Source organism: Kitasatospora sp. NBC_00039, from assembly GCF_045160625.1.
In the GTDB taxonomy this organism is placed as follows: domain Bacteria; phylum Actinomycetota; class Actinomycetes; order Streptomycetales; family Streptomycetaceae; genus Kitasatospora.
The window spans coordinates 4,129,554-4,142,188 of record NZ_CP108289.1; the positions used below are offsets into that span (position 1 = coordinate 4,129,554).

General features: G+C 74.5%; 11 protein-coding genes, 2 tRNA genes, 1 pseudogene and 1 riboswitch. Of the genes and pseudogenes, 8 read left to right on the forward strand and 6 right to left on the reverse strand.

Annotation, left to right across the window (positions count from 1 at the left end; all coding sequences use genetic code 11):
- Positions 1 to 21 precede the first annotated feature (21 nt).
- From OG286_RS18215 to OG286_RS18225, 3 genes are all read left to right on the forward strand, one after another.
- A complete protein-coding gene (locus OG286_RS18215) occupies positions 22 to 1,308 on the forward strand; it encodes a PrsW family intramembrane metalloprotease (protein ID WP_396325511.1) in 1,287 nt (428 codons plus the stop codon).
- Between the two features lie 50 nt (positions 1,309 to 1,358).
- Positions 1,359 to 1,432: transfer RNA gene (locus tag OG286_RS18220), tRNA-Met, on the forward strand.
- Between the two features lie 508 nt (positions 1,433 to 1,940).
- A complete protein-coding gene (locus OG286_RS18225; RefSeq protein WP_405360928.1) occupies positions 1,941 to 3,089 on the forward strand; it encodes a hypothetical protein in 1,149 nt (382 codons plus the stop codon).
- A 45-nt stretch (positions 3,090 to 3,134) separates the two neighbouring features.
- Here the strand turns inward: OG286_RS18225 and OG286_RS18230 are convergent, their stop codons facing one another.
- From OG286_RS18230 to OG286_RS18245, 4 genes and pseudogenes are all read right to left on the reverse strand, one after another.
- The gene (locus tag OG286_RS18230) at positions 3,135 to 3,890 is read right to left on the reverse strand and encodes a class I SAM-dependent methyltransferase (protein WP_396325513.1); all 756 of its coding nucleotides are present in this window, start codon (positions 3,888 to 3,890) and stop codon (positions 3,135 to 3,137) included.
- 93 nt (positions 3,891 to 3,983) lie between these two features.
- Positions 3,984 to 4,697: a sensor domain-containing protein gene (locus OG286_RS18235; RefSeq protein ID WP_396325514.1), complete on the reverse strand. Its 714-nt coding sequence runs from the start codon at positions 4,695 to 4,697 to the stop codon at positions 3,984 to 3,986.
- 134 nt (positions 4,698 to 4,831) lie between these two features.
- On the reverse strand, positions 4,832 to 4,990 hold the full coding sequence (locus OG286_RS18240) for a GNAT family N-acetyltransferase (protein ID WP_396325551.1): 159 nt from the start codon (positions 4,988 to 4,990) through the stop codon (positions 4,832 to 4,834).
- A 76-nt stretch (positions 4,991 to 5,066) separates the two neighbouring features.
- A pseudogene (locus tag OG286_RS18245) lies at positions 5,067 to 5,402 on the reverse strand (transposase); the annotation flags it as partial.
- 203 nt (positions 5,403 to 5,605) lie between these two features.
- Here OG286_RS18245 and OG286_RS18250 point away from each other — a divergent pair.
- A complete protein-coding gene (locus OG286_RS18250) occupies positions 5,606 to 6,478 on the forward strand; it encodes a hypothetical protein (protein WP_396325515.1) in 873 nt (290 codons plus the stop codon).
- Between the two features lie 133 nt (positions 6,479 to 6,611).
- On the opposite strand, the gene OG286_RS18255 is transcribed toward OG286_RS18250, so the two are convergent.
- Positions 6,612 to 7,472 carry a M23 family metallopeptidase gene (locus OG286_RS18255; RefSeq protein ID WP_396325516.1) on the reverse strand — a complete coding sequence of 287 codons (861 nt, stop codon included), beginning with the start codon at positions 7,470 to 7,472 and terminating at the stop codon, positions 6,612 to 6,614.
- Between the two features lie 12 nt (positions 7,473 to 7,484).
- A riboswitch (cyclic di-AMP (ydaO/yuaA leader) is annotated at positions 7,485 to 7,643 on the reverse strand.
- A 246-nt stretch (positions 7,644 to 7,889) separates the two neighbouring features.
- On the opposite strand from OG286_RS18255, the gene OG286_RS18260 reads away from it, so the two are divergent.
- The 3 genes from OG286_RS18260 (at position 7,890) to OG286_RS18270 (ending at position 9,877) form a co-directional block, all read left to right on the forward strand.
- Positions 7,890 to 8,180 carry a YiaA/YiaB family inner membrane protein gene (locus OG286_RS18260; RefSeq protein ID WP_396325517.1) on the forward strand — a complete coding sequence of 97 codons (291 nt, stop codon included), beginning with the start codon at positions 7,890 to 7,892 and terminating at the stop codon, positions 8,178 to 8,180.
- Positions 8,181 to 8,307: 127 nt separating this feature from the next.
- A complete protein-coding gene (locus OG286_RS18265) occupies positions 8,308 to 9,138 on the forward strand; it encodes an alpha/beta fold hydrolase (RefSeq protein ID WP_396325518.1) in 831 nt (276 codons plus the stop codon).
- A 169-nt stretch (positions 9,139 to 9,307) separates the two neighbouring features.
- Positions 9,308 to 9,877 (forward strand): TetR/AcrR family transcriptional regulator, encoded by a 570-nt coding sequence (locus OG286_RS18270; protein WP_396325519.1) that lies wholly within the window; start codon positions 9,308 to 9,310, stop codon positions 9,875 to 9,877.
- 74 nt (positions 9,878 to 9,951) lie between these two features.
- Here OG286_RS18270 and OG286_RS18275 read toward each other — a convergent pair.
- Positions 9,952 to 10,028: transfer RNA gene (locus OG286_RS18275), tRNA-Ile, on the reverse strand.
- Between the two features lie 185 nt (positions 10,029 to 10,213).
- Between OG286_RS18275 and OG286_RS18280 the strand changes: the two genes are divergently transcribed.
- The gene (locus OG286_RS18280) at positions 10,214 to 12,544 is read left to right on the forward strand and encodes a SpoIIE family protein phosphatase (RefSeq protein WP_396325520.1); all 2,331 of its coding nucleotides are present in this window, start codon (positions 10,214 to 10,216) and stop codon (positions 12,542 to 12,544) included.
- The last annotated feature ends 91 nt before the right edge of the window (positions 12,545 to 12,635 follow it).

A 12,635-nucleotide genomic window follows, 5' to 3' on the forward strand; every position in this document is an offset into this window, starting at 1 on the left:
CCTTGGCCTACCCTGTGCCGGGTGAGCAGCCCGTCCGGCGGCGGGTTCCGGACCACCGTCCAGGCCGCCGACGACCGAGAGATGCCCACGCGCACCGCCGGCACCCGCACCATCCCGGGGCCCCGGATGCGCCGGGCCCACCGCACCGTGCCCCGGCTGCCCGTCCCCGTCCCCGTGGCGGCGCCGGCCCCGCCGTCCCGGCTGCCGCGCCCCACCCGCTCGGTCGCGCTCTCCTCGGTCACCGCGACCGCCGTCCTCACCCTGGCCGGCTGCGGCGTCCTCATCCTGCACCTGGTCCGCCGCCAGACCGGGACCACCGGGCTGCTGGTCGGCCTCGGCCTCGCGACGGTCCCGCTGCCCTTCGTGCTCGGCGGCCTCGCCTGGCTCAACCAGACCGCCCGGGTGCCGCTGCGGCACACCGTGTTCTGCCTCGGCTGGGGCGCCTTCGCGGCGACCACCGCCGCCATCCTCGCCAACGGCTGGACCAGCACCTACCTGACCGCCCACCAGGGCAGCCTCGGCGAGATGCTGGGCGCCGACCTGGTCACCCCGGTGATCGAGGAGAGCGCCAAGGGCGCCGCGCTGCTGGTCCTGCTGCTCCCGCTAGGACAGCGGCTCCGATGTCGCGGCCACCGCACCGACCGCCCCTGCGCGACCGTCCTGCGCCCGCTCCCCGGCCCCCGGGCGCCCCGGCCGTACGACCGTCGGCCCGCCCTCCCGCACGCCCGCGGACGGCTGCGCCCCTACCTGCGCCCGCTGCCGTACCTGCGCCCCTACCCGCTGACCCACGACCGCCCGCGCGCCCGCGCACGGCCACGGACGCTGGCCGCCGGGGTGGTCCTCGGCGGGATCACCGCCTGCGGCTTCGCCTTCACCGAGAACGCGCTCTACCTGGGGCGCGCCTTCACCGACGACCAGCAGCAGCGGCTGGACAGCATCGGCCTCGGCGCCTCGCCCAGCCTGCGGGACTTCGACAGCACCGTGCAGACCTTCGTGCTGCGCGGCCTGCTCTCCCCGTTCGCCCACCCGCTGTTCACCGCGCTCACCGGACTGGGCCTGGCCGTCACCCTCACCACCGGCCGCCGTTGGCTGGCCCGCCTGGCCGCGCCCGCCGGGCTGCTGCTCGCGATGGCCCTGCACGGCACCTGGAACGCCGCCGCCGACCTCGGCACCCACGGCTTCCTGCTGGTCTACGCGATGCTGATGGTGCCCTGCTTCGCCGCACTGATCTGCTTCGCCGCCTGGGCCCGGGCCCGCACCGCACGCCGTTCCGCACGCCGGGCCAAGGGCCCGGAGCGGGGCCGCTGAGGAAGCGATTTCCCATCCGCGCGACTTCCCCGTATTGTTGTGTTCACCGACGCGGGGTGGAGCAGCTCGGTAGCTCGCTGGGCTCATAACCCAGAGGTCGCAGGTTCAAATCCTGTCCCCGCTACTCAGTAGCAGGAAGGCCCGGAGGACTCGTCCTCCGGGCCTTTCGCATGTCCGCCCTCTGAGGCCCGGGGGGCGTCCACCGGCCGGGGCCCTCCACTGTCCCGGGGGGGGTGTCCACTGCCCGAGGCCCCTCCCTGCCCAAAGGCTCTCCGCGAATAATCCGTTGCCCTCCCTCGGGGGAGCTGCCTACAGTGGCGGCACACTGAAAGGAGGTGATCCTGGTTGAGTACCGTCAGGATGCGTGAGGTGGCTGCTCGCTAGAGCCGCCCCTGCCTGCGCAGGGCGAGGTCCTAGGCCTCCGGCAGGCGAAATCCCAAGCAGTCACCCGGCCCGTGGGCTCACCGGTACATCCCCGGTGCCTCGGCGCCAGGCCCCTCGCAGGGCCGGCGCGGAGGAGCAGCCCACGGGCTGTCTGCGTTTCCGGGGCCGGTCCGAGGCGTTTCGGCCGCCCGGCTCCGGCGCTAGAGTCGGCCCGGATTCCGTAGCGGGACGGGTACAGGGGGTACGCGATGGCGAGGACGACCCGGCGGGCCGGGGGCGGGGCGGCCGGACGCGCGGCACAGCGGGGGGCGGCCGGGGTGCTGCCCGGGGTGGGGTTGCTCGGGCTGCTGCTGTTCTCGCTCGGCCGCGAGCACGTATGGCAGGCATTGGGCGGCGGCCTGGTGGTGGCCGGGGCGGCGGTAGTGCTGGGCGGTGCGCTGGGGTTCCTGTTCGGGGTGCCGCGGGTGCGCGGCGGTGCCGGCGGCCCCGGCGGCCCCGGCGGTGAGCCGCACGGCTCGTACGTACCGAACACCAATCTGGAGCAGGTCTCGGACTGGCTGACCAAGGTCCTGCTGGGCGTCGGGCTGACCCAGCTCGGTTCGCTCGGCGAGCGGCTGCACCAGCTCGGTACGGCGCTGGCTCCCGCGCTGGGCGGCGGCGAGGGCGCGGTGCCGTTCTCGGCCGCGCTGGTCCTCTACTTCCTGGTGTCCGGGTTCCTGGCCGGGTGGCTGGTGACCCGGCTGACGCTGCCGCAGGTGCTCTCCGACGCGGACCAGGCGCTGGACCTCTTCCTGGCCGGACAGGACCGCGACCGCCGGGGCGACAAGGTGGGCGCGGACGACCTGCGGGTGCGGGCGATGCGGCACCTGGGTCTGCTCGGCGGCAGCGCCGACCGTGCCGAGGAGCCGGCCCGCCGGCTGCCGCCGGGCACCGCGGCCGGTCCGGCGACCGTGGTGGCCGAGGTCCGGTCGACGGCGCGCCGCTCGGCGCTCACTTCGGACCAGGTGCGCGAGCTGTTCGCGGACGGCTCCGAGGGGCGGCGGATCCAGGCGCTGGCGCTGATGCAGGGCGATCCGTCACTGGCCGACCTGCCCAGCGTGCTGGAGGCGATCGAGCACCCGCGCTCGGGCTTCGAGCAGTACAACGCGCTGCTGGCCGCCCGCGGCCTGCTCGCCCGGCTGCCGGCCACCGACGTGGGGCGGCTGCGCGAGGCGGTGTCCGGGCAGCTCGTGGCACCGGACGGCATCCCGTACGGCTCGGACCGGAGCTGGCTGGCGGAGAAGATACTGTCCCGGCTGGAGGCGACGACGGTCATCCCGCAGCAGGCCGGCCCGGCCGACGGGGCACAGCCGGCCGAACCGGCCGGCGCTCCGCAACCCGCCGAACCGCCGCAGTGACCGCACGGGCGTGGCCGGGCGGTTCCCGGCCGGCGCACGGAATGGTCAGCCACGCCCCATGACGCCGGCCCGGCGGCGGTGGTCGGCGGCCCGGAGGACGAGCACGCGCCCCGGGCGGCCCGCGCCGCCGGCCGGGAGACGGCGGACCTCGCTGGCGATCCGGCGCTCGCCCAGGGCGTGCCGCAGCCCGTCGAGGTGGGGGCAGCGGCGGCCGGCGCCGTCGCACAGGGGGTGGACCCGGACCTCGCCGTCGGGGGCGGTCACCCGGACCAGCTCGGTCAGCGCGGCCACCTGCCGCTCGGGGCCGAACAGCTCGGGGTAGGCGAAGATCAGGTACCCGCTGAGGGTGAGCGCGAAGGTACCGTCGGCGAACGGCAGCCGGGGCAGCGCGGCGGCCACGTACTGCTGCGGGTGGGCGGCGGTGTCGGCGGTGAACAGCCGGCGGGCCCGGTCCCAGCTGCGCAGGTAGCGGTCGTACGGGTGGAAGTACGGCGCGGGGTAGAGGTCGGGGCGGGCGTCCAGCGCGGCGGCCATCGACGCCCGGGCGGCCATCGCGCGGGCCTCGATCTCGGGGACGGGCCGGGCGTACGCCGGGTCGGTGGCGATCACGTGGCAGCCGAGTTCGCGCGCCTCGGCGGCCATGCCCGCCGCGCCGCCGGGGCAGTCGAGCAGCGGCCCGGGGAGGGCGGCGAGCTGGGCACGGGTCAGTCCGAAGAGGCCGCAGTACTCGTCCAGCGGGCGTGAGGTGACGAGGACTCCGGCCGCCGGGCCGGGGTTGCCAGAGGTGGTGCGGGCGGTCACCCGGCCATGCGAACACGGGCCGGCCCCGCCCGCATCCGGAGCGTCCGGGCGCGGGCGGGGCCGGTACGGGGCAGCGGGCCGAGGAGCCGGGGCTCAGCGGCCGAGCAGACCGCGGACGGCGAGGCGGTTGACGTTGGTCAGGCCGCGCACCAGCTGCGGGGTGAGGAAGACGAAGAACAGCCCGATCAGCGAGACCCCGGCGATCTGCAGCGGCGACTGGACGTAGTAGACGTGCTCGACCCCGTGGCTGTCCCAGAAGTCGAAGAGCCGGTAGCCGGGCCACTCGGTGTAGGTCGGGAAGACCCAGTGGTAGACCGGGTAGAGCGCGAGCGTCCAGCCGATCAGCAGGAAGATCAGCGACACCGCGAAGCTCAGCACGGCCCACGGGAGCATCACCACCTGGTACAGCACGGCCTTCCAGCCGGCCGCGTCCGCCAGCCGCGCGGTGATCGAGCCCCACGCCCCGGGGCGAACGGCCCGGACCGGCGCCGGTCCGGGCACGTCGAGCGCCAGCATCGAGCGGGTCCGGGCCCGCTCCAGCCGGCCGAAGCCGCGCGCGCCGCCGGTCAGCCCGGCCAGGACCGGGATGCCGAGGACGGTGAGGAAGGTGCCGAGGCCGAAGCAGAACAGGCTGACGCCGAAGGTGAACCCGACGAGGGCGACGGGCAGGCCGCTGAGGGCGAAGCCCAGCTCCCGGTAGAAGTAGGAGGAGAACGGCGCCCGCCAGGCGTACGGCGGCTCCTGGGTACGGCGGACGCCCTCGTGCCAGTCGTACTCGCTGCGCTGCATGCTCTCGCTGGTGCTCATGGCCTGGGCCTCGGTCCTCGGGTCTGCGGCGGTGCCGGTCGGGCTGATGGCTCAACCCTGTCAAAGTGCGGGCCGGGCGGACATCCGGCTCCCCGCCGAAGCGGGGTGGGGTTAACCCCCCTTCGCTCTCGTGCTCAGCGCTGCGGGCGCGGTGGCCACTCGTCGGCGAGCAGGGAGTACTGGAAGGAGTCGTGCCAGGCGCCGCGCAGGTACACGTGGTGGCGCAGCCGGCCCTCCGGCCGGAAGCCGGCCCGGGTGAGCACCCGGATGGAGGCGGCATTGGCCACGTCCACCCGGGCGACCAGCCGGTGCAGGCCGGGTCGGCCCGAACGCGAACTCGCAGAGCAGCCGGGTGATCTCGCCCGCGTAGCCGTTGCCCCAGGCGTCCGGGCGCAGCGCGTAGCCGAGGTGGGCGGAGCGGTGGCTGATCCTGAGGTCCTCGTGCGCGATGACGTCGTGCGCGCGAACCAGCGTGCGCGCGGCCTTGTGCGCGTGGTCGAGCCGCTGACGGCGCACCTTGCGGTGCAGGGCGACCACCCGTTGGACGACCTTCCGACGCCGACTGCTACGGCGCTTGCACCGGGACAGAGCCTGCTGGGCGGCTTCCAGCTTCCCGGCGGCGGCACGACCGTGACGCGGATTGGGCACGAAGCCGGAATTCGAGTCGGCGAGGAAATGGGCTGCACCCAGGTCGATACCGACCACGCTGTCCGTCGGGGGGCAGCGGCTCTGGCCGGTCCTGTTCGGCGGTCAGCAGCACCATCCCAGCCCACCCCCCTCGGTCAATACAGCCACCGCGCCACACGGCACTGACATTCCGTAGTGCCACTGCCACGCTGCGCACGCGTGGGCGGCGGATGGTCAGCCCCCCGGCGTCAAAGGTCAGAATTCCCTGCGAAAATCAGGAGGTGGAAGAAGAAGACCTGCGGCTCGCCCCGCGCACCAAGGCCGCCGACCTGCTCGCCTGGGCGGAGGCCGAGGGCCGCGCGCCGGTGGCCGAACCCCCGCTGCGGGCGGTGCTGGCGCTGCTGGAGCTGGGCGAGAGCAGGATGCACGACGGCTGGCCGGAGCTGACCTCGGGCGCCGTGGAACAGCTGCTGTACGAGCGGCTCCACCTGTACGTCCAGCCCGCGCCGGAGCAGGACCCTCTGGCGTACGGCGAGGCGGTGAGGCTGCTGATCGATCACCAGCGGGCGACGAAGCGGCTCAACGCCAAGCGGCAGGAGCGGCTGCACGCGGAGGCCGAGTGGCAGGGCGAGGTGGCGGCCGGGCTGCTGCGCCGGGCCGACCTGGTGACCTGGCCCCGGCTGTACACGGTGCTGCTGTGCGCGCACGACGTGGACGTCGCCGACGAGGCGGCGGTGCGGGAGTGGCTGGCGGCGTTCCGGGAGCTGGCGGAGGAGGACCGGCGGGCCGCGTTCGAGGCGCTGGCGGCGGCCGGGTGGCTGGACGAGCTGGACGAGGACGGCTGGGGCGCGGCCCGGGTGCTCTCGGTCGGGATGGCCACGGACGGTGCCCGGCTGCTGCTGGAGCAGGGCCTGATGCGGCGCAGCTACCGCAATCTGGCGGAGCTGACGGCGCTGGGGCGCCCGATGCCGGACGAGCTGGCCGGGGACTTCGGGGCGTTCGAGGAGGCGGCGGCCGAGGCGGCGCTGGACCTGATCGGCGAGTGGACGGTGCCGGGGCTTCCGCGGCTGCTGGTGGCGGAGTTCCCGGACCTCGCGCCGGAGCCGGGCCAGGAGGAGATCGACGCCTACCTGGCGCAGCTGCCGGCGGAGTGAGACGCGAAAGGGCGCCCCGGACCGGGGGCGCCCTTTCCTCGCGGTGCGTCAGGTGGTGCGGTGTCCCAGGCGGTGCGGTGTCCCAGGCGGTGCGATGCCTCAGGCGGTGTGGCGCCTCAGGGGACGCGGTGCCTCAGGGGGTGATGCCGCGCTGCTCGAACCAGGTCTCCGGGTCGACCGGGGCGCCGCCGCCGGGGCGCACCTCCAGGTGCAGGTGCGGGCCGGTGACGTTTCCGGTGGCGCCGACCTTGCCGAGCTGCTGGCCGGGGACGACCTTGCCGGAGCCCTTGATGATCGAGGAGAGGTGGCAGTACCAGATCTCGGTGCCGTCGGGCAGCGTCTCGACGATCCGGTATCCGTAGGAGCCGGCCCAGCCGGCCGAGGTGACGGTGCCCTGGCCGACCGCGTAGACGGGGGTGCCGGTGTCCGCGGCGAAGTCCAGGCCGGTGTGCAGGTGGGCCCAGTACGAGGCGCTCTGGCCGTAGTGGGCGGAGAGGTTGTAGTCGCGCACCGGCAGGTTGATGGCGGCGAGCTTGGCCTTCTCGGCCTCCTCGGCGGCCCGCTTGGCCTCCTGCTGCTGCGCGGCACGCTTGGCCTCGGCCTCCTTGGCGGCCTCGAGCCGGGCGGTCTCATCGGCGGCGGTGCGCTGGCTGTCGGCCTGCTGCTGGATCCGGGCGGCGAGCGCGAGGCCGGGGTCGGCGGCGAGGGCGACCGGGGTCTCGTCGGGGGCCTCGACGGCGGGCGCGGCGGCCGGGGTCGCGGAGGCGAAGCCGGTGGCGCCCAGGGTGGCGGCGACGGCGGTGACGCCGAGCAGTGGCGCGGTCCCACGGGTCTGACGCGGCATCCGGTGCCGGTTGGCCTCGGCGGCCTGCGGGGCGGCCTCGTCGGAGGGCCCGCCGTACTCGCCGGGGTGGGCGGGCGGCCACGGGTGGTCGAGCAGCTGGGTGCCGGCGGGGGAGCCGGGCAGGTGTGCCGGAGAGTGCGTCGACGCCACGGAGGCGCGCTCCTTTCCTTCCTTCGCGCCTACCGGGTTAGCTGACGGGTTCGGAGCAGGAAGGTCTCCTACGGCTGGGCCTGGGCCCGGCCGATTCACCCCAAGGAACGTGGTTCCCCGGCTCCCTGACCTGCCCGGAGGCCGGTCGGTGGGATTAGGCGACGGCGCACGGTGCCGTCTGGGTACGGCGTTGCGGACCGCGCTGCGTTATCAAACGTTAATCCTAGGAGCCCCTGATTCCAAGCCATCCGTCCGGGGCAGCAGGACATGGTCCGGAACACTACGTGATCTGATGGGCGTTTTGGGGGGTTTGACGACAACTGACACTACCGAACGTGATTGGACGTCAACGAACGACCCCCCACCTGAGTACTTCTACTCATGTGCGGCCCGGTCGGACGCGGCCATCCTGGCGCCATGAACGCACCGATGCAGTCCCGCACCACGGCCGCGTACTACATCCAGGCCGTGCTCTCCTTCGCGCTCTCCGGCACCACCCTCGCGGTCGGGATCGCCTACCTCCCGGTGGGCGGCTGGACCCGGGCCTTCCTCGGGATCGGCCTGCTCTACACCGTCACCTCCTCGTTCACCCTGGCCAAGGTGATCCGCGACAAGCAGGAGACCAACGAGATCGTCACCCGGGTGGACCAGGCCCGGCTGGAGAAGCTGCTGGCCGAGCACGACCCGTTCAAGGTGGAGGGGGTCTGACGCCCTGCGGCCATCCGCCCTTCGGACAAGGCCGCCGGCGACCACTTGACGGCTAAGGCTATTAGCCTTAGCTTTATGGCTATCGGCACACCCGCCGATGACCGTCCCGGCGGACCGAGGAGGCCCCATGTCCGGCACCACCGCCCCCACCACCCAGTACCTCGACGTCCCCGGCGGCCGGCTCGCCTACGACGACACCGAGCAGGGCGACGGCGCCCCCGTCGTCCTGCTCCCCGGGATGCTCGACAGCCGGGCCGCCTACCGCCACCTGCGCCCGCTGCTGGTCGCCGCCGGCCACCGGGTGATCACGATGGACCTGCGCGGCTTCGGCGAGTCCTCGATCGCCTGGGACGACTACTCGCCGGCCGCGATCGCCACCGACGTCCTCGCCCTGCTCGACCACCTCGGCATCGAGCGCGCCGTCCTCGCCGGCAACTCGTACACCGGCGCCACCGTGGTCAAGGCCGCCGGGGACGCACCCGAGCGGGTCGCCGGGATCGTCCTGCTGGACGCCTTCGTCGAGAACCTGCCGCCGAACGCCCTGCAGCGCGCGACATTCGCCGTGATGGGCACGCTGCTGGTGCACTCCCCCGCGGTGTGGGGCCTCTACCACCGGAAGATGGCCTACCCCACCGCCAAGCCGGCCGACTTCGACGCGTACGTCGACGGGCTGGTCGCCGCGATGCGGACGCCCGGCCGCAAGACCGCCACCCGCGGGCAGCTCCACGGGGACTCCGCGCCCGTCGGCTGGACCGCCGCCGTGAAGTGCCCGGCGCTGGTCGTCATGGGCGGCAAGGACCCCGACTTCCCCGAGCCGGAGCTGGTCGCCGACCGGCAGGCCGCCGCCCTGCGCGCCCGCAAGGTGATGATCGAGGACGCCGGCCACTACCCGATGGCCGACCACCCGCAGGCCACCGCCGACGCGCTGCTGCCGTTCCTCGCCGAGCTGGCCGCCTGAGCCGCACCTGCCTGAGCTGTACCGGCCCGAGCCGCACCTGCCTGAGCTGTACCGGCCCGAGCCGCACCTGCCTGAGCCGCACCTGCCTGAGCCGCAGCCGACGTCCAGCAGCCGCAGCCCGGGCCGGACCTCCCGACGCCCGGAACCCGAACCACGGAGAACCGCCCCCATGCCCCGAGTAGGACTCACCCCCGAGCAGGTCGTCGGCCACGCCCTCGCCCTCATCGACGAGCAGGGCCCGGAGGCCCTCACCCTCGCCGCCGTCGCCGTGCGGGCCGGCGTGGCCACGCCCTCGCTGTACAAGCACGTCAGCGGCGGCCTGGCCGAACTGCGGCGGCTGATCGCCGTCCGGGTCACCGAGGAGTTGGCCGACCGGCTCGCCGAGGCCGCCCTCGGCCGCGGCGGGGACGACGCCGTCGCCGCCGTCCTGCGCGCCTACCACGCGTACGCCACCGAGCACCCGCACCGCTACAACGCGCTCCCGCAGGCCCCGCAGCCGGACGACGACCTCACCCGGGCGGCCACGCGACTGGTCGGCGTGATCATCGCGGTGCTGCGCGAGTACGGGCTCTCCGGGTCGGAGGCCATCCACGCCGCCCGCGCCGTCCGCTCGGTGGCCCACGGCTTCGCCTCGCTCTCCATCGGCGGCGCGTTCCAGCTCGCCGAGGACCTCGGCGGGACCCAGGACCGCCTGATCGCCGTGCTGACCCACGGCCTCCGCGACTGGCCCGGGGCCTGAGCCGCCGCGCACCCGCGAGGGGGCGGCGGGGACGCCGAAGGGCCCGGAGCGGGATCGCTCCGGGCCCTTCGTGGTGGTGGGCCTAACAGGACTTGAACCTGTGGCCTCTTCCTTATCAGGGAAGCGCTCTAACCGTCTGAGCTATAGGCCCTCGCCGATCGCATATCCTACTCGACCCGGGCCCGGTGCCGCACATCCGTCCCGGCCGGTCCCGCGCCCCGGCCCCGGCGGGGCTCACCGCCCGAGTCACCATTCACCGGCATAAGAAATAAGGTATTAAGAATTGAGTGGCCGATAAGGACCACCCGAGAAGGCAACGGAAAGGCCGGGGATCCCATGGACCTGACCTCGCCGTGGCTTCCCCCGTCCGAGGACGAGAGCCGGACGCCGCGCAGCAGCCCCACCGCGCGCAGCGCCATGCGCTGCGTCCGCTTACTGCTCGGCTGCACCAGCGCCGCCGACCTCCTCGGCACGGTGCTCGCCGAGGGCCCGGGCTGGATCACCGGCGAGGGTTCCGCGCTCTACCTGCTGGACTCCGCCGGCATGCTCCGGCTCGCCGCCTCCCACGGCCTGCCCGAGTGGGCACACGAGCGGTACAACGTGGTCGACCCGGCGAGCGACCTGCCCGCCGCGATGGCGCTCAGGCTGCGCCGGCCCTATCTGCTCAGCCCCGAGCGCACCAGCGTCGACTACCCCAACCGCAACGCGGGCATGGGCACCGGCATGGTCGCCGTCATCACCCTGCCGATGATCGTCGACGGGGAGCCGATCGGCGTGCTGGCCCTGGCGCTGGCCCACCGGGGCACCGTCCCCCGCCGCGACCTGGACGTCCTGGAGACGCTCGGCGACGCCTGCGCCCACCGGCTCTCCCACCTGCTCGACCACGTGAACGCCGAGACCGGCGTGAAGCGGGGGGCCCGCCCGGGGCCCGTGCCCGGAGCCGGAGCCGTACCCGGGGCCGGAACGCTGCAGGCGCCCGGCGGGGAGAGCGCCGGGCGGGCCGACGGGCTGGCCCACCCGCTGCTCTCGCTGGCCGTCCGCTCCGCCGGGCACGGCGCCTTCGAACGCGACCTGGTCACCGGCGAGACCTACTGGGACGCCCAGGCCTACCGGGTCGCGGGCCAGCCGCCGCCGGACGGGGGCGGCCCGGCGCCCGCCCCCGACCCGGAGCGGATCGTCCACCCGGAGGACCTGCCGGACTTCCAGGCCGCCCTCGCCGAGGCCCTCGCCACCGGCGGCCCGTACCGGATCACCTACCGGGTGCTGGGCCGGGGCGGCGGGGTGGTCCGGATCGAGGAGACCGGCGAGGTGATGCTGGACGTGCACCGGCGGCCGGTCCGGATCGCCGGCCTGGTTGCCGACCGGGACCGCGCCCGCGCCCCCGAGGAACGCCCGCCCGCCGGCGAGCCGGGCGGCGCCCCCGCGGCCGGGGCCCGCTCGTCGCTGCTGCTGGCGCTCACCCGGGCGCTGTCCCGCGCGATCACCGTCCGGGACGTCACCACCGCGGTCACCGACATCGCCCGCCCGGCCTTCGGCGCCGCCAGCATCGTGCTCGACCTGGTGGACGAGGGCCGGCTGCTGCCCGTCTCCCACACCGTCTACGGCGGGCCGCGCCGGACCGAGCTGACCCGGCTGGCCGACCTCTCCGAGGGCGTCATGCAGCACGCGCTGGCCCGCTCCACCCCGCTGTTCAGCGAACCGGGCCGGACGGGGCGCGCCCCGGCGGGCGGCGGCGGGCGGCTGACCCCGCCCGCCTGGGCGGTGCTGCCGCTGGTCGCCTCGGGGCGGCAGGTCGGCTCCTGCCTGATCACCTTCGCGACCGAGCGGGTCTTCGGGCGCGAGGACCGCACCTTCTACTCCGCGTTCGCCGGCATCCTGGCGCAGTCCCTGGAACGCGCCCGCCTCTACGACACCCACCACCACCGGGCCACCGAGCTCCAGCGCGCCATGCTGCCGCGCACCCTGCCCCGGCTGCCCGGGATCGCCAGCGCCGCCCGCTACCTGCCGGGCACCGAGGGCATGCAGATCGGCGGTGACTGGTACGACCTGCTCCGGCTGCCGGACGGCAGGATCGGCCTGGTGATCGGCGACGTCCAGGGCCACAACGCCGAGGCCACCGCCGTGATGGGGCAGTTGCGCAGCGCCCTGCGGGCGTACGCGACCGACGGGCACGATCCGGCCGCGACGCTGGCCCGGACGAGCCGGCTGCTCTCCGGCCTGGACACCGACCTCTTCGCCACCTGCCTCTACCTCACCGTCGACCCGGCCGACGGCACCCTGCGCGCGGCCCGCGCCGGGCACCCGTCCCCGGTCCGGATCACCGACGACGCCAAGGCCGTGGAGCTGGACCTGCCAGGCGGCCCCCCGCTGGGCGTCGACCCGGAGGCCGTCTACCACCTGTCGGTCGGCCACCTGGCAGCCGGCGAGACGCTGCTCGTCTACACGGACGGGCTGGTCGAGGACCGCGAGGAGGACTACGACGAGTCGGTGCAGCGGATGCTCGGTGGGCTGGAGCTCTGGGCCCGGCAGACCGGCCCGGCGCGGATCGGTCCGGCGCCGGCCCTGGAGCGGCTGGCCGACCTGCTCACCCTCAACGTCACCGAGCGGCGCTCCCGGCCGGACGACGTGGCACTGCTCCTGTTGCACCGGATGTCAGCAGGGCAGTAGACGCCCCGCCCCGGAGGTGAGCGGACGACAAAGCCCGTCGCCCCAAGGGCCGATCGGGGACGAAGGACATCGGATTGACGCCGTAATGACG

What these genes read in the sequence shown, in the direction of transcription:
- OG286_RS18260 (WP_396325517.1), top strand. Translation starts at nt 7,890, where the DNA reads ATGAACGCACCGATGCAGTCCCGCACCACGGCCGCGTACTACATCCAG.
- OG286_RS18280 (WP_396325520.1), top strand. Translation starts at nt 10,214, where the DNA reads ATGGACCTGACCTCGCCGTGGCTTCCCCCGTCCGAGGACGAGAGCCGG.
- OG286_RS18265 (WP_396325518.1), top strand. Translation starts at nt 8,308, where the DNA reads ATGTCCGGCACCACCGCCCCCACCACCCAGTACCTCGACGTCCCCGGC.
- OG286_RS18270 (WP_396325519.1), top strand. Translation starts at nt 9,308, where the DNA reads ATGCCCCGAGTAGGACTCACCCCCGAGCAGGTCGTCGGCCACGCCCTC.
- OG286_RS18235 (WP_396325514.1), bottom strand. Translation starts at nt 4,697, where the DNA reads ATGAGCACCAGCGAGAGCATGCAGCGCAGCGAGTACGACTGGCACGAG.
- OG286_RS18225 (WP_405360928.1), top strand. Translation starts at nt 1,941, where the DNA reads ATGGCGAGGACGACCCGGCGGGCCGGGGGCGGGGCGGCCGGACGCGCG.